Origin of the sequence: Flagellimonas lutimaris, assembly GCF_051494225.1 — a bacterium.
In the GTDB taxonomy this organism is placed as follows: Bacteria; Bacteroidota; Bacteroidia; order Flavobacteriales; family Flavobacteriaceae; genus Flagellimonas; species Flagellimonas lutimaris_A.
In genome coordinates this window covers 944,290-965,289 of the sequence record NZ_JBNPYE010000001.1, presented here as the reverse complement: position 1 = coordinate 965,289, position 21,000 = coordinate 944,290, and the positions used below count along the sequence as shown (strand labels likewise).

The window sequence follows — 21,000 nt, the reverse complement described above, 5'->3', positions numbered from 1 at the left end:
GAATTATTCCTTATTTCCTTCCCAAAGTGCAAACGAAGCACTTTCAATGGAGGACATGGCCTCCCTATTAAATACTTTTTGAACTGTTTTCCACAAGATTTTTATATCATTTTTGAAACTTAAATGATCAACATACCAAACATCATGGGCAAATCTTTCATTCCATGATAAGGCAGTGCGACCATTCACCTGCGCCCATCCAGTGATACCTGGTTTGACCAAATGTCTTCTTGCTTGCTCTTTGTTATACAATGGAAGATATTCAATTAATAGGGGGCGGGGACCGATGAGCGACATATCGCCTTTCAAAACATTGACCAATTGCAATAGTTCATCCAAAGATGTTTTTCTAATAATAGCACCAACTTTGGTAATGCGCTGTTCTTGATTCATTAATTCACTTTCATTGTTTTTGGGATCTTTCATCGTCTTGAACTTTATGATAGTGAATATTTCTGAATTCTTCCCTGGCCTTTTCTGAAAGTAAAAAGGTTCACCTTTGTTAGCAAACAACAATAGAACGATCAATGTAATAATCAACGGAGAAAATAAAATCAACGCGACAAGTGATATTGAAAAGTCCAGAATTCTTTTAAACAACTTTATATACATTATCAAGCAATCATTTTAGTTATGTCTCTCTTATTAAAACTTTCAAAGTTTTGGTTTTAAAAATCTTAAAAACTGATTTTAGGAGAACCCTCATAAAATGTAATATACATTAAGGCGAATGGTATGATGATGAAAAGAAGTAATCTAGAATTGGACTACCACATTGATATTACTGATATCTCAAATACCTTTCTGGCAGAGAAAATTCTGGCGAAATACCATGCCACATCATATTGATAATCCACCATCTATCCTTGTAAAAAGCCAATTGGATACTTTTTACATCTTGCTTATAAGGCTTATTGTTAGCCATATCTTCTTTGCTGTGAAAAGCCTCGCAAGTACTTAAAACGTGGGAAATATTTCCATAAGTTTCTTCAATCCTACCCATTTCTCTTTCATAGAATGCTGTTTTACGAGTTGTTTGCAACCAATGCCCCGTTCTCTCAACATATTCATTAGGAGATATAAATTGAGGCCTTAAACTACCATTTATATCTTTTTCATAACCGATTTTATTGGCCTGGGGGTGAAATAGAAACCTAAAGAAATCCCAATCTCTTGGTTCACCGGGTTCACCACCTAAACAAGCATAAAAAGACTTGATTAAATCATCAACAGATTGTACATGTTTCAAATACTCTTCTTTCATTTTAAATTGATATTTCGGTTAATGTTTTATTTAAATGGGTAATAGATTCTATGTGACATGAAGAAACTAAAGAGCTTAAAATTAGAGATATTATTTTAAAATCTTCAGTACTATAATTTCATATTCGATGTACAGCTCCTTTATCGGATGCACGACAATTTCCTCTTTTCTTTCACAAGATCACGAGATTTTTAAAGCAGAAACGATTCATGGGTGCAGATTATTTGAAAAATGATATGTGATTAGGATCTCACTGAAATTAGATATCGTAACTTATAGTAAAACAATGATTTATTTTTTTATCAACCAGTCTTTATTTATTTGAAAAAGTGGGTGATTGCCCAATCAGGTGTTGTATATCTTATAAAATGGGTAACTTATCGTGTAAACTGGCAGCACCTAAATTATTTCTATTTTTTTGTTTTGTCAAACACCACAATTTATTGCTAAATCTATTATCCCATGCCCAAAAATCTGTACAAGAATTACTTTAAACGCCTCTTCGATTTTACAGCTTCAGTAATTGGTTTTTTGTTATTGTCACCCATTTTTATTTTAGTGACGATAATTCTTTGGATTGATTTTAAAGGCACTCCTTTTTTCTTTCAAGAACGTCCCGGAAAGGATGAAAAAATCTTTAAGATCATTAAGTTCAAGTCCATGAACAATAAAAAGGATGCAAATGGGAATTTACTATCCAATAGGGAGCGCATCACAAAGCTAGGGATGTTAGTTCGACGTTATTCCTTGGATGAAATTCCACAATTGCTCAATGTCATTAAAGGAGACATGAGTTTGATAGGTCCCAGGCCCCTTGTGGTCCTTTATCTTCCATATTACAACGAAACCGAACGTAAAAGGCACTCTGTAAGACCAGGTATTACCGGGCTTGCCCAAGTAAAAGGGCGCAATAGTCTAGTATGGGAAGACCGCTTTGCCCTAGATGTCCAATATGTGGAAAACTTGAGTTTTACGTTTGATGCAAAAATCCTGTACTGGACCATACAGAAAATATTTTCAAAATCGGAAGTTGCGGTGGATCAGGACGAATTTCTGGACTGGTTCAATATTTACCGACAAAAACAATGGGAAGCTGAAAAGGCTACGCAATAGCAAGCCTTTTATTAATTACGATTGATTTTAGAAAGGTAATTTGAGATAGGGGGGAAGGAGCCCCCTTTTTTAATGGTCCAAGACTGTTTCTATGTTATCTACCAAATGCTTGTTAATTATATTCACATCAAATTTTTCCTCAGCCAATAGTCTACTTCGTTTACCCATTTGATTTATTTTACTTGGGTTTTCAATAAAAAACTTGCATGCTTGGATTAATGGATCCAGACTATTTGGGGCTATTAAAAAGCCATTTTCATTCTCAACAATAGTTTCTTTACAACCAGGAGTATCAGTCGTAATAATAGGCATTCCAATGGAAAGAGCCTCTAAAATCGATCTTGGTATACCCTCCCTATAAAAGGTAGGCAATACAAATACATGCATATCTTTTAAAAATTCAGGAACATTGTCTTTACGTCCATGAAAAACAATAACACCAGAGTCATGCAGGGTGTTTAAAGCTTCGATTTTAACACTTGAAGGAGAATTGCCCACTCCGCCAATAATATGGAATTCTGACAAGGGAAATTGCTTCTTTAATGCTTTCGCGGTATCCATGAACAATTGAATGCCCTTTTCCTTGATTAATCGTGCGACTATAACGAACTTCACCTCTTGTGAGTTTACATTGATCTCACGGAATGGATATCGGTCCAAATTTACTCCTGACCCATTTACAATGTCAGTTTTTTGTTTCTTTGAAAGAATACGCTTTTCAAAAAATAGCTGTCTATCATCCTCATTTTGAAAAATGACCAACTTATTTTTTCTTAATGCGTATCGATATAATCTTTTGGTTATTTGTTGAAGCATATTCGCCTTTGTTGATGCTCCACTAAAAGTAAATCCCAGTCCTGTAATTAACGAAATAGTCGGTTTATTGCACATGTTAGCTGCAATGGACCCATATACAACTGGTTTAATGGTATAGGGAAAAACCAAATCTATATGATGTTTTGTAATAAGATTTTTGATTTGCAGAACCGATTTAAAATCCTTTACTGGATTAAGTCCTGTTCTATCCAAATCCAAAGTAATTGGAGTGGCCCCTAATTGAGTTAATTCATCGATATTTTTTGAGGTCATTTCAGGGGCCGCAGCAAATACAGTATATCCCTGCTTAATAAGTTCGGCTATGAAATCACCTCTAAAATGGGGCAATGAATTTGCCATAGAGGCTATGATCAATACATTCTTATTCATCTATTGTTTTTAATTCCAAGTATTTCTAATTGGTTGACACCTGAAAGGTTATAGTTTTAACTGTAATTCAATTATTTTTTTGATATAACACCTGATATTGTCTACACATAGTTAAAATATCATATGTCTTTGCTCTTTCCTGACATTTTGAAGCTACATCATTACGGTATTTCGCATCTTCTGCTAATTTTTTAATTGCAGGGATGAGACTATCTTCATTGTCATCTTCAAATAAGACTCCCGCACCTTTTACCACTTCGGTTAAGCCGGGAACATCAGAAGCCATAAAAGGTTGTCCTGATGCCAAACCCTCTACACTAGATAAGGAAAGCCCCTCAAAATGCGAGGAGAGGATTACGATATCAACACTTTTCAATAACCTTGGAACATCTTTTCTTACCCCCATAAAATGAACCCTGTTTTCTACTCCAACGGTCTTGGCCAGTTCCTCAGACTCCTTTCTTAAAGCCCCTTCACCGACCAATAATAAAACATAGTTGTCGGGCAGTTCTTTTAATGACCTTATTAAGAAATTCTGGTTTTTTTGTGCGGTAAAGCTGGAAACCTGCATTAGTGCAACATTGTTATCCAGTAGTTCCAACTCCTCCTTTTGGTAGGGTTTAGCTTCGGTAATTTCTTGAAGGTCTATGCCATTGTATATTTTGGTAATATTGTTGAAAGAGCTTCCCAAGTGTTTTTTGAGATTTTCATCCACAGAATCGGATATACTCACAATCTCATCGTACCTTTTGTATATGATTTTGTCCAAAAACTTAAAAAGTTTGGAGGATCTTCTTCGATTGGTCGTATTGTGCTCAGTATAGATCATTTTAGGCTTTTTACCTATCATGGAGGCTACGCTGGCCCAGTATAGACAAGGGAATAAGTGGACATGCACAATGTCGTATTTAGAAAAGTGTTTCCGGAGTTTTACAATGTGGAGTGGATTGTACACGCTGGTAGTGGTGCTCAACCAAAAGACATTGATATTGGGATAATCATTTAACTTAGAAATAAATGGGGAATCTACATTTTTAAGGAGCAAGATATCTACATCCACACCCAATTTTGAATAGGTTATGGCAGCATCAACCAGTAGTTTTTCTGCCCCCCCGGCGCCCAACGAATTGATTAGTTGTAAAACTTTCATATTTTATTTTTGTAATAGTTCCAAAAACAGGTTTTCATATTTCTTCAAAATTTTGGGACTATTGAATTTTTCCAATACGGATGAACTGACAACTGTAGGTTCCAATTTTTGTTTCAAAATCAAATTTAGCTTTTCAATGAACTCAATTTCGTTCTCAACTATATACCCATTTAGACCATCCTCAATAATCTCATCAATTCCACCCAAAGCTTTGTATACAATTGCCGGCGTACCTGTAGCACAGCTTTCAAGCAATGCATTCGGAAACCCCTCAACATAAGAGCCTTGCAAGAATACATCGGCCTCTTTAAGGTAATCCGAAACATTTTTAGTGAATGGGATATGTTTTACATACTCCTCAATTTTATTTTCTTTAGCGAAATTTAAAATCTCCTCGGCCTTATTTCCATCTCCCAACATGGTATATTCAAAAGGCCCATTGTACTTTAAAAGTGCTTTTAAAATTCTAAGGTGGCCCTTTCTTTCAACCAAACTTCCAACGGTTATAAATTTTGGAACAGTGTTGTTGGGTAAATGTTCTTTTGGCGCAAATGATTTGGATATCGGGTTATTTATTATCCTTATTTTTTGGGATGGTACATCAAAGTTCATCTGCATATCATTGGCCATATCTTTGGATTGACAAAGTATAATGTCCAATAGTTTATAGGAATATTTGGTAAAGTCTATGAATGAAAACCATTTTTTGGAAGATTGGATCTTTGAAAGAACACTGATGACATTGACTTCCCTACCAATAAAAATGACTTTTTTAAAAAAAATGGATTCAAATGCCATGATTGCATTAACATGACCAATGGCACTGATAACAATATCAGGTTTTTGTTTTCGCAAGAGTGAAAATATGGGTGGAAAAGAGTGTAAAACTCTACTCTTTTCCAAAAAAACGAGATTGATATTGTCAATAGAGTAGGCGTAATCATTTTTACTTCCAATAACTACCAAGGTTGTCTCAAATAATTCTTGATCAAGGTTTTGAGCAACAAAGGACATTACCCTTTCTGCTCCACCAGCCCGGAGTGAGGGAATCACAAAAAAGACCTTATATTTTTTATGCATATGAAAAAATAATATGATTCAAATTTAGCCAGTTCACATCTAACCAAGTTTGGATTTTAAGTTGTTTTTTGAATAACCTAACAATTAAACGGAGTAAAGAATGAAATATTTGTTCTGGAGGAACTATGTTTATTATTGATAATTTCCACTTTTCATATTGGGAATAATACCGCTGACATCGATGGTTTTTATTTTTTTTGCAGGGGAACCGGCTATAAGGATATTGTCTTCTAGAATAGACTTGTTAACACTTGAATTGGTAGCTATGGCAATGTTGTTTCCAAGGGTTATGTCTCCATAAATTTTGGCACCGGGCCCAATATAAACATTATCGCCCATAACTGGTGCTTTTTCAGTTCCACCAGATGCTCCAATATTGACACATACGTGTATGCGGCAATTTTTACCCACCCGTGCTTTTGAATTTACTACGATGGTACCATAATGGGCAATCGAGAGCCCAGGACCAAAAACGTTTTCCGGGATAGAAAATGAGAGTTTTAAGGCCAGTTTTCGATGTTTGCTCTTTAACCAATAATAGTAGAGTTTATTGATTAAACCTTTTTTACAATTTTTATAATATTCCAGTTTTCTTAGCCTTCTCTGAAACTTCCAAATATAATTTGGGGCTATAAGTTCGCGAATGAACAGCAAAAATCCTGAGCCATGAATGTTTAGTGCAGATTTGTCTGCTTGTAGATATGCTTTGTATTTCTTTTTTGAGTCTATCACAGTAATAGAAAGGTTGATTATAAGCGGGTTATTTTGTAGGGTAATTTATTAGATATCCTTTTTTTTAAGAAAAGGTTTGAACTCTTCAGAAACAACATTTAAAATACGTTCTTTAAAAGGTTTTGAATAATCCATTTCGGATTTGGAAATGTAAGTTTTTAAAACTTTGTCTTTGTAATCGTCAGTTTTGGCAATAATCCTTGCAGGATTTCCCCCAACTATGTAGCCAGAGGGAACCGACTTGGTGACAACACTTCCTGCAGCAACAATACAATTGTTTTCAATTTTTACTCCAGGCATTATAATTGAATTCAGGCCAACAAAAACATTATTACCAATTTCAACTCTTGCAAAAAACTCCCTTCTGCCTTTTTCATCTTCTACGAGCCAAGTTGCGCCATCATGCGTTATAATACGTACACCTGAAGTTATGGTAACCTTATTGCCAATTTTTATCAACCAAGGTTCCGAACCAAATTTAGGTGAAGATATAATTCTACAATTTTCACCAACTTCCACTCCAAGATGTCTGGCGTATTCAATATTGGATTTGGTGAATCTGTGGTAATAGTTTTTTAAGGTGCCGGTTAAACTTTTGAGGTTCATTTTAATTACTTTTTTTTGATAAAAACCAAAACTTATATCTCTCTATGTGAGATTTATAGATTTCGTCAGTGTTAATTTTTAACTAAAAAGCTAAACACATTTAGTAATTTAAACGAAAAGAACATGTAACAAATTGCATGCTCTAAAAAATAAGTTTAATTCAATTGACCTATTGAAATTGACAAGTTTTATGGATAAAAATTAATTGAAATCTACTTGGGCCATAAATTCTTCTATATTGGTGTATCCATCGCCATCAAAATCACCCCTGTAACTTTGACTTAAATCACCAAATGTACGAATTTCCCATGCATCGGCCATACCATCGTTGTCCGTGTCATAGGAGTTGGGCCTTGTATTGTGCGGAATAACAGGAAGTACCCAGTTAGATGCATTTTTTGGTTCATAGTCAGAGTTATTTTTTACAATTTCCAACTGGCTAGAATCAAAGGAATCGCGGTAGGTTTGAACGTAACCATTGTCATCTAAGTATTTGTAAGCACCAATATCTCCATTTGAAACTAATTTGTCAAATGCTTCGAATGGAGATAGCACGGTCACCGGGTTTGGAAATCCAAGACTATGTCTGGTCTGTGTAAAGTAGGATGAAGGAGCTGTTATTGTGGCGTCAAGAGTTGACCACATTATAGAATTATTCTCACCACTATTACCATTTAAATTTACATTAATTCCTCCAACCGTGCCGTTAAAGACGTTTGAGTCGGTATATATGGATGGATTTCCAGAGGTAGCATCATCTACATCAACCCTAACTTTATCGGGAGTGGTGCTTTGCTTTTGATAGTAATTGCCTTCTACATTTAAAACTAGTGAATGATAAACCGAGGTGTTTTTCGACGGAGTATTATGAATTATGTTATTAATTTTTTCAGCCCTTCCATTGAATGCAAGGTTTGGTGTTCTGTTAACTGAAGAAAAAATGTTATTGTGCCAACTTACCGCATCGACATATTCTTCTGGATCTCCACTTCTATTGGGATTGATTTCCACATATCCTCCAGTATTTGAATCTTGGATGAAATTATGTTGAAAAGTCAAGTTTTTTAAACCACTTCCATTTGTCACATGACTTTCATCTATGTAAGCACCTATTCCCTTATCTTGAGCAAAGGAAACTGAGCAGTGGTCCACAATAATATCTTGACCACCATAAAACATAAAGCCCCATGTAAACGCATCATCATCCGTAGAAACAACACCATTTTGATCGTAAATCGGCCTACTTCTTAAATATCTGAAGATCAAATTTTGATTATCTCCAAACCTTCCGTCGAATCTTATACTTCTTTCGGTTAGCGTAATTCCACCTTCTGGTGCTGATTGCCCAAAAACGGTTTTGTTGTTAACTCCTTGAAAACCAGCATACCATCCTTGAGCAATACCCATATGTAAATCTCCCGATACATCAAATACGATATAACCTACATTTTCCTCTTTAAGGGCAGAAATGAAACCTCCTGTGTAATACTCATCATTACCACCATTGCCAGAGTAGTATGTCAAGGCGGCATAGGGATCTAGAGTGTTAACTATTGCCAGAACTTTACCTCTGCCACCAGTAGCAATGGAACCAGGCCCGGATGCAGTAGGAAATGCTTTTAACGCACCCATGTCCTTGTCCGAATCAGAATATTGTGTTTTAACAGTAACAGAGGCTTGTTTTTTTTGTGTTAGGTCTCCATTGGTAATTTCAACCGTATAGGTAAACGAATCGGTAACTACATCTCCGCTTCCTTTGTTGTCATCTATAGTTGGTGTGTAGGATAGCACATTATCTTCGTTGACCGTTAATTCGCCATCTTGCGGTACAGTGGTCCCTACAATATCGACCACTACGTTTTCGGGAATACTGTCGTTATTCAATACTTCTAAAAGAAAGGCAGTGTTTGTTGCATTGATGGTATACTCATCATCTACAGGTTGAAATCCATTTGAACTTATTCCAGTGTTATTTTCTTTATTAACTATTTGCTCTTCTATAGTATCGGAAAACAAATCGCTGTCCTTGCTACATGATAGGATAAGAATTGAAAATAATAAGAACATAAGCTTGTGTAGAATGGTTTTGTGGGGCGCCATTAAACAAGTGGTCAAGAGGTTAATAATTAAATTGATTTGGAAAACTAAAATACTACTCTTCTTCATAAAATCGGTAAAACACTATTTTTTTTCGATGAAATACATCTTTTTTAATGGGGATACTTACGGTGAGGATTGAATTGTGGATGTTGGTAGACTTTTTATTCGATGAACTGCCTATTTTTTTAACATTCCATAAATTTTTCAATTTTTTAGAGATGATTGTTTGAATTCAGATGGATAAAGAATAGGATGTCTATTGAACTCGTGAATTTTCTTGTTTGAAATATATTGAGATAAGCAAACGGAAATAGTGGAAAGTGTAATAGATAACTCGTGTGTAAGGTAAATAAGTGCTGTATCAATGAAAAAGTAGAAGCTATTTTAAAAGAAACTATTTACCTGTTTTAAAGTATGATTAATACGGGCAAAAATAAAAACCTACGAACAACTCAATAATGTGTTGTTTTATTCTTGATAATTTCAAACTAGTAAAGCAATTGGCTTTTTTTGTTTTTTAATAACCTAATTGTTGGAAAGTTTAATCTTGATGAATGTAAGTGAAATCTTTTGAAAAAAGGACATTTGATAAATTGCACCCTAAATTTTTGAAAGGAAAGTACCATTATCGAATATGTTTAATTATTCTGTAAATGTTAATCTCTTTTATTTTTCTTGCCTGAGAACCAGCTAATAATATCCCATCTTCGTTAAATGATTTGTTAACCGAGGAATTTGCCACTATTGCTATATTGTTGCCAAGGGTAATGTCTCCATATATTTTAACACCAGGTGCAATATAAACATTATCGCCTATTTGAGGTGCTTCAGGGTAGCCGCCAGACGCTCCTATATTTACACAAACCTGGGCCAAATACATTTGGGGGTATAGAAAAACCAAGTCTTAGAGAAATACTACTAAATCTTTTTCTCAAGAAAATTATATAGATTCTTGAAATCGGGTCTTTTTTGCAATTTAAGTAATATTAAACCTTTCTAAGTCTTCTTTGAAATTTCCATGTTGGACTAGGGGAAAAGTATCGTTTTAGTTTTTTCCTTATTGATTTTGTATCAATGCCTCGTGCCAATACATCTTGTTTTAAATAATTTAGGTAGTCTTGTTTGCTAGTTATTATTTACAATAAAGTATTGATTGACTTCATAATAGAAAATAAATTAATGATGACACACTTACTTTGGTATATTAGCACTTTCCTTAAATAACTTTGTCCAAAGATTGGATACATTATCAATGTCGTATTTTTGCAAACTTTTGATAGCATTTTTTCCCAATTCAATTCTTAATGTTTCAGAATCAATAAGTCGGCTCAGACCTTTTTTCATTTCTTCTTCATTTTGATCTTCAATCAATAAACCGTTGAAATTGTTGTCAATCATTTCAGCGGGGCCGGTTTTACAGTCGTAAGCAATGCAGGCCATTCCTTGTGACATAGCTTCAAGCAGAACCATAGGCAAGCCTTCGAACCTGGAGGGTAAAATAAATATTTCTGATTCGGACATTAGCTCTTTGACGTTATTTATCTGGCCCGTAAAATGAATACGGTCAGATAGACTTGCTTTTGCGACCAGATCATTCAAAAATATTTTTCCATTTTCACCCCCTCCAATTATTTTTAATTGCCAATCAACATTCTTGTTTAGAATGGGTTCTATTAAACGAATCAGATTGTCAAATCCTTTATGATGATATCGATCTAAGTTGCCAACAGCAAGTATGTATTTATTTCTTGAAGTTGGTAATTTTGAAATTGGATTGAACGTAACTGGGTTTGGCATTACTACGGTATTACATCCTTTTCTATTATAATAGGGTAAGTCAAAGGAAGTAAGAACCGTTACATAATTTGCCCTGGGATAAAGAAAAGTCCTTGTAAAATCGCAAAGCCATTTTGGATTTTGAAACCTTAGGAAGCTATTATGTTCGGAGACTATAATCGGGATTTTATAAAACTTGGCAACAATAATGGAAACCAAATTCATCAAAGTGATAAATGAGATAATTACATCGGGTCTGCTCTTTTTCTCTTTATAAAATTTAAATAGATTGACCAAACCTCTAATTCTGGCCGCTCTAATAGACCCTTTATGCAACTTTACTCTATTGACACTTTTTGAAACCGTGTAGGCATCACCTTCATTAAGACTAATTAATCTTACATCATGGCCAATTTCTGAGAAATGATTTGTCAAAAGAACCATAACCCTTTCAGCTCCACCTGGATTGAGTCCACTAATTATAAAGTCGATCTTCATTTTCTGCTTTTTTGATATTTTGATAAAACCATAGAACCACAAACAATAAATAATAAGATGTGAAATAATTGTGGTTTGTTAGTAAAAACAAACCTTGCGCTATAAAGAGCATTATAAAAGATGGATGTTTGTTAAAATACTGAATACTTTTTTTGAGAAGTACAAATTGAAATGCCAAATAAATTGAAAAGGCTATGATACCCGCTTCACCAATAATAAATAAGTAAGTGTTGTGAGGGCCAATCCGATGAACCCCATTTGCTTGAAAAGACCCATGCCCGTTTCCTATAAAAGGTTTATCCATTATATAATCATAAAACATAGCCCAAGTTTCCGTTCTGGAATCTTCGTTTAATTCGCCAGTATTAACTTTTTCGTTTGTAACGATGGATTCTAATTGTTTAAACCGGACAGCATTAAGTTGTAATGCTTCTGAAAAAGTTATCATGATGATTATTACTACTGCCCCTAAAACAAAAATCCTGGCATTTTTTAAGTTGATTTTTAGGGATATTAAATTGACCAATAACCAAATAAGTATAAATGTTCTTGAAAAGGTTAAAAAGCCAGCAAGACTAAAGACAAATTGCCCGAGAATTTTATCCTTTGATTTATTAAGTTCATAGGTTAATGCATAACCTGCAATACAAACAAAACCAGCGGCATTTGGATCTATATAAACTCCACCATACCTGCCATAATTATCAGGAAAGAAAACGGCATTTATTATGACTGTTGATGCCCCAATAAGAAGAATCCAATACATTTCTTTTAAAGAGGTATGTTTTAAAATAGCTCCAGCAAATACAGCAATAATCAAAAATTTGAACGTACGCGCGATAAATTCATTTGGATCATAATAACTATCCAATTGAAAACCAGAGATAATATAATAGGATGCCCATATTAACAAATACCAAATAGAAGGATATATTGATTTTGAAAAAACTGCATATATGATTATCAATAAAAAACTTAGGGCACTAAATAGACTGCCCAATGAACCTCCAAATAAATACAATGAAATTGTGGGAAAATTTAAAATGGAAAAACCGAGAGCAATATATTTTAAAGCTTTATTCATTTTCTACGGTAAACAAGGATTTTCGGAAGAAGATAAAGAAAAATGAGTAGGCATATCAAATTTTTTAAAAACCCCAAGTCGTTTCTTTGAAATCTGAAAAAGACTTTGGATTTAAAATAATTAAAAGCTAACCTGTTATAATACCCATATTTAATGATATTTAATGGTTTAACAATGTCTAGCTGGTGGTAGGCCGTAAAATACTTGGTCATTGCTGATTTCAGTTTTGATCTTTTCTTTACAATTAATCCATCTTCTGAATAAAAATACATTCGGTGGATGAGGTTTAAGTGAAGAAAATCAAAATCTAAATTAATCGCGTGCCAAGTTGCACTTTCCCCAATATGACAATTTTCATTGCTGTACATATTGTATTTCTTGAGAACTTCTGTTCGCCAACTATGCCATTTTTCACCTTTTACTGGCATATTTTTTTTCAACAACCTGTCATGAAGATTTGTTTGCCAAAAATCATAGGGAAAATATTCGCCAACAACATTATGATTTTCATCTTCAACAAGCGTCCAAACAGTTGCTATTTTCTTGCCATTTTTCATTTGATCCACTCGGTTCCAAATTTCCTTAAGATCATTTATGGTGTTGGGAGCAAAGGAATCATCACTGTCTGCAATTATAGTAATGGGTTCAGAGCAAAATTCAAATCCGTAATTAAGAGCGGCAGGTTTTCCTTGGTTCACGGGCCTTTTATGATATTCAATCTTAAAATCATTGGTCTGATTGATATAGCGTTTTACCACTTCTTCCGTATTATCATTACTGGCATCATCGACGATTATCCAATTAAATGATTTATTGGTTTGGTTGCACAATGACTCGAATACTCTATCCAAGGTATGTGCTCTGTTATATGTTGGAGTAATTACACTAAACATTTAAACTTGATTTTAATCTTGAAATATAAATAAATATTACCACCGTATTAGTGAGCGAAACAATTGATGTGGCCAGCGCCAAACCTGATACGCCCATTAAATCTATGAAAACGGTGTTGAGAGCTATGTTTAAAGCCAGACTAATGATTGAACTGATGACCAGAAAATTATTTTTGTTGATCGAGGTTAAGAATCGATTAAAAATAATGCCGACAGCATAAAATGGAATTTGAAGTACAAACATTTGCTGGATAGGAAAAACAAATTGAGTGTCTTCTGGTTTGAATTCATTTCTTTCAAACAGTAGTGAAATCAAAAATTCGGATGAAATGAACATTGCTAGTGCAATCATAAGCCCTGCTATGAATACAATTGAAGACATTTTTTTCATTCCTTTTAGTGCCAATGAATGACTTTTGACCGCCAATGATGAAAAATGGGGGAGAACCACATTGCCTATTGCAATGGCAAATATTCCAATCGCAAAAGCGGGTAATTTATTGGCATAATTTAAAGCTGAGACACTACCTATGGTTAATTGTGCCGAAAAATATTTATCAACTGGCTCATTCAACCCATTGATTAATGCTGATGCTATTTTGACAGGTATCTGTTTAATCATCTCAGATATGCTGCTTGTTCTCCCAGATCTGAATCTCAATTTCAAAATATCTTTTCGATAACATAAAATAACAAGGTAAATCAAATTAATAAATGAGCCTATAAATGTGCCTATGGCTAGTACTAATTCTCCAAAAGTATTCCTAAAAAATAGTAAAAAGAAAATTGTAGCAATTGGCGTGAATATCCCACTTAATGAGGACCAAAAAAACTCTTTGTAAATGTTTAAAAGGCCATTTAAAACAGAGGTGATTGCCCAAATTGTAATACATGGTAATAAAAAATATAATTGATTTTTTATTAATTGGTAGTATTCTGATGTGTGTCCCTGATATAAAAATTCCACAAAAACATCGCTCACCAAAAAAGTCACCAAAACAAGAACTAAGCTTGTGTAAAAGCTTATTGATAAAGTTTTTCCTAGAAAAAAGCTTATGTCTTCACCTTGTTCTTTTGCAATTAAAAAGTTTGGGATAAATACCGATTTGTATGGTCCAAGAAAAATGGTGCTTATAAACCCTGGAATTAAAAATGCCAACAAATAGGTATCTATAAGCTCAGATAACCCAATAAAATAGGCAATAATCAATTCCTTAAAAAAGCCTAATATTTTTACACCAAAAGTGATACCCCCGACCAAAAGAATATTTTTGACCAGTTGATTGTTCAATTGATTGTAAACCTTTTGGATAATTTTTTTCATCCTTCGTTTTTCACGACCTCATCTAGCATGTAGAGGAACAAATCCCTATGGTACTGGTTAAAAAATATTCAAGTCCAGCGCACACTTGTAAATCGGACTTAGGTGCACGCCATTTAAGAATCAATTAAGCTTTTTTTCCAATTTGATAGTATTCAAATCCCAACGCCTTTAATTTTTCATCTTCATATTGGTTTCTTCCGTCAAAAATGACTGGTGACTTTAACAGTTTTTGTAATTCACCAAAATCGGGTGCCCTGAACTCTTTCCATTCCGTTAGCAATATCATTGCATCTGCTCCTTCCAAGGCAGCGTATTTTGCGGTGAAGTAATTTATATTGGGAGTATCTTTAAGGTAAAAATGTTTTGCTTCCTCTATGGCCTTTGGATCATAGGCGTTGATTACAGCCCCTCTTTTGGTTAACTCCTTGATTATGTATATCGCAGGTGCTTCTCGCATATCATCAGTACCTGGTTTGAACGCAAGTCCCCAAACTGCAAATGTTTTTCCCTTGAGATCTTCCCCATATTTATCTACTACCTTTTTCGCAATGACAAATTTTTGGCGATCATTGACATCTTCCACTGCCTTTATAAGTTCTGGAGTATATCCGTGGTCTTCTGCAGTTCTTTTAAGTGCTTTTACATCTTTTGGAAAACAAGACCCTCCATAACCACTTCCAGGATAAATAAAGCTATATCCAATTCGACTGTCTGAGCCAATTCCAATACGAACCTTATTTACATCGGCATCGACCAATTCGCAAATATTTGAAATCTCGTTCATAAAAGAGATTTTGGTTGCCAGCATGGCATTGGCCACATATTTTGTCATTTCAGCTGAACGCACGTCCATGGTAATCAAGCGGTCCATACTACTTCTAAAAAAAGGAGCATACAAATTCCTCATAATACTTGTGGCTCTTTCATCATCAGAGCCAACCACTACACGGTCCGGTTTCAAGAAATCATTGATGGCATCTCCTTCCTTCAAAAACTCTGGGTTGGAAACTACGTGGAATTCAATTTCCACGTTTCTTTTTTTCAATTCGTCTGATATGGTTTTTTTAACCTTATCAGCTGTGCCGACCGGAACAGTTGATTTATCGACCACAATCAATGGGGTTGACATATGTTCGCCAATTTCTTTGGCTACTTGCAAGACATACTTGAGATCTGCAGAGCCATCTTCTCCCATAGGAGTTCCAACCGCGATAAAGGCAACATCACAATTTTCAAGATTATCTTTTAAACTGGTACTGAAAAGCAGGGTGCTATTATCAATGTTTCGGTTTACCATGGGTTCCAAACCTGGTTCGTAAATTGGGATAACACCTTTTTTTAGTCCTTCTATTTTGTTTTCATCAACATCTATGCAGGTTACCGTGTTTCCCATTTCGGCAAAGCAGGTTCCACTGACCAGACCTACATATCCAGTGCCAATTACTGTTAAATTCATGTTTGATTTTATTTAATACGTTTTTTTAATAATCTATATGGACAAGTATTTAAACTTAAACGCAATAACAAGGAAATTATGATATTGCTTTTTCAGAATGGTAAAATTGTTTGTACCAATCAATAAATTTTTGGACACCTTCGCCTATCGGAGTGTTGGGTCTGTAATCGTAATCCTTGATCAAATCATCAACATTGGCCCATGTTTTCTCTACATCCCCAGGTTGCATTGGCATATTATTCCTTTTGGCCTTTATACCTAGACTTTTTTCAATTTCTTCAATAAAGTCCAGTAATTTTACTGAACTACTATTGCCAATGTTATATAATTTATAAAGTTGGTTCTCCTTTATTCTTTCCGAAACATCGGCTTCAATAATTCGAACTACACCTTCTGTTATATCATCAATATAGGTGAAATCCCTCTCTAGCTTACCATGGTTGAAAACCTTGATCGGATCACCATTTAAAATTGCTTTGGTAAACAAGAACATTGCCATATCCGGTCTGCCCCATGGACCGTATACGGTGAAAAAACGGAGGCCAGTGGTCGCAAATCCATAAAGGTGACTATATGTGTGTGCCATTAACTCATTGCTCTTCTTGGAAGCAGCATATAAACTCACGGGGTGGTCTACAGAATCACTGGTTTCGAACGGTATCTTTTTATTTAATCCATAAACACTAGAGCTACTGGCATACACCAGATGTTTAACTTTATTGTGACGACACCCTTCAAGAATATTTAGAAAACCTACTATATTACTGTCCACATAGGCCTCGGGATTCTCAAGACTATATCGCACACCAGCTTGTGCCGCAAGGTTGCACACTACGTCAAACTTTCCCTGTTTAAACAATTCGGATAAATTGTCACGATCACACAAATCCATTCGGACAAAACTAAATTTGGCCTTTTTGGTGCTTGTGGTCAGTATACCTTTTTTTGAAGCATCTTCTTTGTCAATGCCCAGTACACCCAGTCTGGCATACTTGAGGTTTACATCATAATAATCATTGATATTGTCAAGGCCTATCACCTCATGTCCTAGGTCTATCAATTTACAAGATACATGGAATCCAATAAAACCAGCGGCGCCGGTAACCAGTATTTTCATATGATTGTTTGGTGTAGTTAGTGCTTATTTTTGATCGAATGTTAATAGAAAATTGTAGGAGCTCGATTTTGTACAATCTTATTCTCAATACAAATTTATTTCATTTACAATGCAAAGATGTAAAAAAAAAGGAGGGTAGTACAAAGAGAGTTGTTGATATACTAAAATCTTCGATTAAGTTCAATATTGTTTTTGTATCACATTGGATATATTACATTTTGGTGATATGTATACAAAACAATGGTTTCCAGTTTAAATGGAAAATGTGCTCTTGGTTAAATCTATCTAAATGACATAATTTTATCGAAGACATTTAATCGGTTGTAATCATATAATTAAAATGATAATTGGGATTGCATTAGGGGTCTAATACTTTCTTTTAAACACTTAATCGATTATTTTTTTCCTTGGGCGAATAGTCGGGCAAAATGTTCCTAACGCTCAATTTTCCTTTTACTTTTACTTTCGAGAATTAAAACTCTCGCCCTACTTATATCAACCCAAAACTGAAATGGAAACCACAGTATTAAAGAAAATATGGCTATCACCACCGCATATGGGCGGTAATGAGGAAGCTTATGTAAAGGAAGCCTTCGATTCCAATTGGATTGCCCCCTTGGGGCCCAATGTTCAGGGATTTGAAAAATCAATTGAGGACTTTGTGGGCAACAAAACTTATGCAGCATGTTTAAGTTCTGGAACTGGAGCCATACATTTAGGGCTTGAACTCCTAGGGGTTGGCCAAGGCGATGAGGTAATTTGCCAAAGCTTCACTTTTGCGGCATCCGCAAACCCTATTACTTATTTGGGGGCATCACCTGTATTTGTAGATAGTGAAGAGGAAACCTGGAATATTTCACCGGTTCTTTTAGGAGAAGCAATTAAGGATAGATTGGCCAAAGGAAAAAAGCCGAAGGCCATTGTTGCGGTACATCTATATGGAATGCCTTATAAGGTCGATGAAGTACATGCAATAGCAAAAAACTATGATATTCCGGTGATAGAGGATAGCGCCGAGGCTTTGGGAAGTTCTTACAGGGGCTTTAATTGTGGAAGCTTTGGGGATATCGGGATTTTATCTTTTAATGGAAACAAAATTATAACCACCTCTGGTGGGGGAGCTTTGTTGTGCAAAGACCAGAATATTAAAGAAAAGGCCGTGTTTTTGGCTACTCAGGCTAGGGACAATGCTCCACATTACCAACATTCTGAAATAGGGTATAATTATCGAATGAGCAATGTTTTGGCAGGAATAGGCCGTGGTCAAATGGAAGTGCTCAGAGATAGGGTGGAGTCCAGAAGGCGTAATTTTCAATACTATAAAGATCACCTTTCAAATTTATCGGACATCACTTTTGTCAATGAACCTAAAGGAAGCTATTCTAACAGATGGTTGACTTGTGTGTTGACTCCTTCTTTTGAAGTAAGGGAAAAAATAAGAACTGCTCTGGACAACGAGAATATAGAATCAAGGCCTTTATGGAAACCAATGCACACACAGCCTGTCTTTAAAAATTCCGTATCTTATGTGAACGGGGTGAGCGAGGGGCTTTTTGAAAGGGGACTTTGTTTGCCAAGCGGCTCTAGTCTAGAGGTTGATGATCTGGAAAGAATCTGTAAAATTATCAAAAACGAACTCAAATGATCAAGGAATTCTTTTTTAGAAGTGGTAGGCGATATGCTTCAAAGTGGACAGTACTGTTCATAGACCTTTGTATTGTTTCGTTTTCGTTTATATTGGCTTATTTCATTAGGTTCAATTTAAGTTTCAATTTCGATGTACAGCGTTTATGGACCCAGCTCCCGGTTATTATTTTGTTGTTTTCATTGGCCTTTTTGATTTCGGGAAGTTACAAAGGAGTAGTAAGGCATACAGGGATTAAAGATGTTTATGCCATTTTTAATGCCGTATGTTTGGCCAGTATAGGTGCCATTGCCGTTGTTTTGACCAATAGATATGTGGAGTTTGTTGATGAATTTACAATTCCACTGTCCATTATCATAATTAATAGCTTATTGACTTTTATTGCCCTTGCTGCATCCAGATACGTATTTAAAATTGCTTTTGAAAGTATTATGAAAAGGGGGCGGGCACCATCAAAAAACTTGATTATTTATGGAGCTGGTGAATCTGGAATCATTACTTATAATACATTGACCAATCACTCCAAAATGGGAGCGAAGGTTATTGGTTTTGTGGATAACAACCTTCAAAAAGTTGGAAAACAGATAAATGGGGTCAAAGTATATGATAAATCCATACTTACCGAAGAATTCGTCAAATTCCATAGTATATCAGAGGTTGTTTTTTCTATCCAGAGTATCAATCCAAAACAACTAAGAACTTTGGTTAATGAAATAGTCGATCTTCCTGTAAAAGTTAAAATTGTTCCTCCTGTGGAGGATTGGATCAATGGTGAGCTTAAAGTTTCCCAGATTAAACGAGTACAGATTGAAGACTTATTGGATAGGCCTCCAATTGAGATAAAGAACAGTAAGGTCATGAAAGACTTTGACGATAAAGTTATCATGGTTACCGGTGGTGCAGGATCTATAGGTAGTGAATTGGTTAGACAGATTTGTAAGTACAATTACCGGTCTCTAATTGTAATCGATCAGGCCGAATCTGCACTCTACGACCTTCAACAAGAATTGAAGCAGGCTGGTTTTTTCAACTTTGTCCCTATTGTAAGTGATATTAGGGACAAAAACAAAATGCGTGTCCTTTTTGAACAATATCAACCAGATCGGATATTCCATGCAGCAGCATATAAACATGTTCCGCTTATGGAACAGAACCCTTATGAAGCAGTAAAGATCAACGTGGCAGGTACCAAGACCATTGTTGACCTTGCATCTGAGTACGAAGTGGAAAAGTTTGTCTTTGTTTCTACGGATAAAGCGGTGAACCCAACCAATATTATGGGAGCTAACAAACGTATTGCAGAGATGTACATCAGCTGCAGACAGCAAGAGGGAAAAACCAAATTTATAACTACCCGATTTGGAAACGTTTTAGGATCAAATGGATCTGTAATACCATTGTTTAGAAAACAAATTGAAAAAGGTGGCCCGCTTACTGTAACGCATAAGGATATCACAAGGTATTTTATGACCATTCCAGAAGCATCCCAGTTGGTATTGGAAGCTGGGGCCATGGGTAAAGGAGGAGAGATTTTTATATTCGATATGGGAGAATCCGTAAAAATCATGGATTTGGCCAAGAATATGATTAGACTTTCCGGGCTTCAATATCCTGGCGATATTGATATTAAGATTACAGGTCTGAGACCAGGTGAAAAGTTATATGAAGAGCTTTTGGCCAATGGAGAAAATACACTTCCTACGTACCATGATAAAATCATGATCAGTAAAGTAAGAGATATTAATTATCCAAAAGTTCGCACCATGATCGATGAACTTTGTATATCAAACCTTTTCTTTAAAGACAATGTCGTTCAATTAATGAAGAATATTGTTCCGGAATATATTTCCAACAATTCAGATTTTTGTAAATTGGACAAACAGAATCCAATAAAAGAAGTAAATAAGACTTCTAATATTGAACATCCTCAACTCAACAACTAAAAATGTACATTTC

Annotated in this window: 18 protein-coding genes; 3 read left to right on the top strand and 15 right to left on the bottom strand. The window is 35.1% G+C overall.

The genetic code is table 11. From position 1 onward, the window contains the following. Window positions 1-3 precede the first annotated feature (3 nt). Both ACQQ5U_RS04315 and ACQQ5U_RS04310 read right to left on the bottom strand, forming a co-directional pair. Window positions 4-612, bottom strand: coding sequence for a sugar transferase (locus ACQQ5U_RS04315; RefSeq protein ID WP_437395708.1), 609 nt, complete (start codon window positions 610-612; stop codon window positions 4-6). A gap of 169 nt (window positions 613-781) precedes the next feature. Next, on the bottom strand, window positions 782-1,264 hold the full coding sequence (locus tag ACQQ5U_RS04310; RefSeq protein ID WP_437395707.1) for a hypothetical protein: 483 nt from the start codon (window positions 1,262-1,264) through the stop codon (window positions 782-784). Window positions 1,265-1,738: 474 nt separating this feature from the next. Here ACQQ5U_RS04310 and ACQQ5U_RS04305 point away from each other — a divergent pair, with 474 nt between their 5' ends. Further along, complete coding sequence (locus ACQQ5U_RS04305) at window positions 1,739-2,377, top strand: sugar transferase (protein WP_437395895.1); 639 nt, start codon at window positions 1,739-1,741, stop codon at window positions 2,375-2,377. Window positions 2,378-2,446: 69 nt separating this feature from the next. Here the strand turns inward: ACQQ5U_RS04305 and ACQQ5U_RS04300 are convergent, their stop codons facing one another. The 13 genes from ACQQ5U_RS04300 to ACQQ5U_RS04240 all read right to left on the bottom strand — a co-directional run bounded on the left by ACQQ5U_RS04300 (window position 2,447) and on the right by ACQQ5U_RS04240 (window position 17,399). After that, window positions 2,447-3,583 (bottom strand): glycosyltransferase family 4 protein, encoded by a 1,137-nt coding sequence (locus tag ACQQ5U_RS04300; RefSeq protein ID WP_437395706.1) that lies wholly within the window; start codon window positions 3,581-3,583, stop codon window positions 2,447-2,449. A 67-nt stretch (window positions 3,584-3,650) separates the two neighbouring features. After that, complete coding sequence (locus tag ACQQ5U_RS04295; protein ID WP_437395705.1) at window positions 3,651-4,733, bottom strand: glycosyltransferase; 1,083 nt, start codon at window positions 4,731-4,733, stop codon at window positions 3,651-3,653. Between the two features lie 3 nt (window positions 4,734-4,736). Next, window positions 4,737-5,813 (bottom strand): glycosyltransferase, encoded by a 1,077-nt coding sequence (locus ACQQ5U_RS04290; protein ID WP_437395704.1) that lies wholly within the window; start codon window positions 5,811-5,813, stop codon window positions 4,737-4,739. A 132-nt stretch (window positions 5,814-5,945) separates the two neighbouring features. Next, entirely contained in the window at window positions 5,946-6,545 is a 600-nt protein-coding gene (locus tag ACQQ5U_RS04285) for a serine O-acetyltransferase (protein ID WP_437395703.1), read from the bottom strand. A gap of 48 nt (window positions 6,546-6,593) precedes the next feature. Then, a complete protein-coding gene (locus ACQQ5U_RS04280) occupies window positions 6,594-7,151 on the bottom strand; it encodes an acyltransferase (protein WP_437395702.1) in 558 nt (185 codons plus the stop codon). 201 nt (window positions 7,152-7,352) lie between these two features. Further along, on the bottom strand, window positions 7,353-9,218 hold the full coding sequence (locus tag ACQQ5U_RS04275) for an Ig-like domain-containing protein (RefSeq protein WP_437395701.1): 1,866 nt from the start codon (window positions 9,216-9,218) through the stop codon (window positions 7,353-7,355). Window positions 9,219-9,876: 658 nt separating this feature from the next. Continuing rightward, the gene (locus ACQQ5U_RS04270) at window positions 9,877-10,131 is read right to left on the bottom strand and encodes a hypothetical protein (RefSeq protein ID WP_437395699.1); all 255 of its coding nucleotides are present in this window, start codon (window positions 10,129-10,131) and stop codon (window positions 9,877-9,879) included. 311 nt (window positions 10,132-10,442) lie between these two features. Further along, window positions 10,443-11,525: a glycosyltransferase family 4 protein gene (locus tag ACQQ5U_RS04265; RefSeq protein ID WP_437395698.1), complete on the bottom strand. Its 1,083-nt coding sequence runs from the start codon at window positions 11,523-11,525 to the stop codon at window positions 10,443-10,445. Then, window positions 11,503-12,609: an O-antigen ligase family protein gene (locus tag ACQQ5U_RS04260; RefSeq protein WP_437395697.1), complete on the bottom strand. Its 1,107-nt coding sequence runs from the start codon at window positions 12,607-12,609 to the stop codon at window positions 11,503-11,505. The genes ACQQ5U_RS04265 and ACQQ5U_RS04260 overlap by 23 nt, the downstream gene beginning before the upstream one ends. After that, window positions 12,606-13,502 carry a glycosyltransferase family 2 protein gene (locus tag ACQQ5U_RS04255; protein WP_437395696.1) on the bottom strand — a complete coding sequence of 299 codons (897 nt, stop codon included), beginning with the start codon at window positions 13,500-13,502 and terminating at the stop codon, window positions 12,606-12,608. The genes ACQQ5U_RS04260 and ACQQ5U_RS04255 overlap by 4 nt, the downstream gene beginning before the upstream one ends. Then, window positions 13,495-14,826 carry a murein biosynthesis integral membrane protein MurJ gene (gene murJ / locus ACQQ5U_RS04250; protein ID WP_437395695.1) on the bottom strand — a complete coding sequence of 444 codons (1,332 nt, stop codon included), beginning with the start codon at window positions 14,824-14,826 and terminating at the stop codon, window positions 13,495-13,497. Before murJ ends, ACQQ5U_RS04255 begins: the two co-directional genes overlap by 8 nt. Window positions 14,827-14,950: 124 nt before the next feature. Then, window positions 14,951-16,282, bottom strand: coding sequence for a UDP-glucose dehydrogenase family protein (locus ACQQ5U_RS04245; protein ID WP_437395694.1), 1,332 nt, complete (start codon window positions 16,280-16,282; stop codon window positions 14,951-14,953). 76 nt (window positions 16,283-16,358) lie between these two features. Next, complete coding sequence (locus ACQQ5U_RS04240) at window positions 16,359-17,399, bottom strand: NAD-dependent epimerase (RefSeq protein WP_437395693.1); 1,041 nt, start codon at window positions 17,397-17,399, stop codon at window positions 16,359-16,361. Between the two features lie 511 nt (window positions 17,400-17,910). Between ACQQ5U_RS04240 and ACQQ5U_RS04235 the strand changes: the two genes are divergently transcribed. Together ACQQ5U_RS04235 and ACQQ5U_RS04230 are read left to right on the top strand one after the other, a co-directional pair. Continuing rightward, the gene (locus tag ACQQ5U_RS04235; RefSeq protein WP_437395692.1) at window positions 17,911-19,044 is read left to right on the top strand and encodes a DegT/DnrJ/EryC1/StrS family aminotransferase; all 1,134 of its coding nucleotides are present in this window, start codon (window positions 17,911-17,913) and stop codon (window positions 19,042-19,044) included. Next, entirely contained in the window at window positions 19,041-20,987 is a 1,947-nt protein-coding gene (locus ACQQ5U_RS04230; protein WP_437395691.1) for a polysaccharide biosynthesis protein, read from the top strand. Before ACQQ5U_RS04235 ends, ACQQ5U_RS04230 begins: the two co-directional genes overlap by 4 nt. Window positions 20,988-21,000: the final 13 nt, after the last annotated feature.

Excerpts from the sequence above, each read along its gene's own strand:
- ACQQ5U_RS04275 (WP_437395701.1), bottom strand. The coding sequence starts at position 9,218 with ATGTTCTTATTATTTTCAATTCTTATCCTATCATGTAGCAAGGACAGC.
- ACQQ5U_RS04230 (WP_437395691.1), top strand. The coding sequence starts at position 19,041 with ATGATCAAGGAATTCTTTTTTAGAAGTGGTAGGCGATATGCTTCAAAG.
- ACQQ5U_RS04265 (WP_437395698.1), bottom strand. The coding sequence starts at position 11,525 with ATGAAGATCGACTTTATAATTAGTGGACTCAATCCAGGTGGAGCTGAA.
- murJ (WP_437395695.1), bottom strand. The coding sequence starts at position 14,826 with ATGAAAAAAATTATCCAAAAGGTTTACAATCAATTGAACAATCAACTG.
- ACQQ5U_RS04245 (WP_437395694.1), bottom strand. The coding sequence starts at position 16,282 with ATGAATTTAACAGTAATTGGCACTGGATATGTAGGTCTGGTCAGTGGA.
- ACQQ5U_RS04240 (WP_437395693.1), bottom strand. The coding sequence starts at position 17,399 with ATGAAAATACTGGTTACCGGCGCCGCTGGTTTTATTGGATTCCATGTA.
- ACQQ5U_RS04295 (WP_437395705.1), bottom strand. The coding sequence starts at position 4,733 with ATGAAAGTTTTACAACTAATCAATTCGTTGGGCGCCGGGGGGGCAGAA.
- ACQQ5U_RS04270 (WP_437395699.1), bottom strand. The coding sequence starts at position 10,131 with ATGTATTTGGCCCAGGTTTGTGTAAATATAGGAGCGTCTGGCGGCTAC.
- ACQQ5U_RS04315 (WP_437395708.1), bottom strand. The coding sequence starts at position 612 with ATGTATATAAAGTTGTTTAAAAGAATTCTGGACTTTTCAATATCACTT.
- ACQQ5U_RS04235 (WP_437395692.1), top strand. The coding sequence starts at position 17,911 with ATGGAAACCACAGTATTAAAGAAAATATGGCTATCACCACCGCATATG.
- ACQQ5U_RS04300 (WP_437395706.1), bottom strand. The coding sequence starts at position 3,583 with ATGAATAAGAATGTATTGATCATAGCCTCTATGGCAAATTCATTGCCC.
- ACQQ5U_RS04255 (WP_437395696.1), bottom strand. The coding sequence starts at position 13,502 with ATGTTTAGTGTAATTACTCCAACATATAACAGAGCACATACCTTGGAT.
- ACQQ5U_RS04310 (WP_437395707.1), bottom strand. The coding sequence starts at position 1,264 with ATGAAAGAAGAGTATTTGAAACATGTACAATCTGTTGATGATTTAATC.
- ACQQ5U_RS04290 (WP_437395704.1), bottom strand. The coding sequence starts at position 5,813 with ATGCATAAAAAATATAAGGTCTTTTTTGTGATTCCCTCACTCCGGGCT.
- ACQQ5U_RS04280 (WP_437395702.1), bottom strand. The coding sequence starts at position 7,151 with ATGAACCTCAAAAGTTTAACCGGCACCTTAAAAAACTATTACCACAGA.
- ACQQ5U_RS04260 (WP_437395697.1), bottom strand. The coding sequence starts at position 12,609 with ATGAATAAAGCTTTAAAATATATTGCTCTCGGTTTTTCCATTTTAAAT.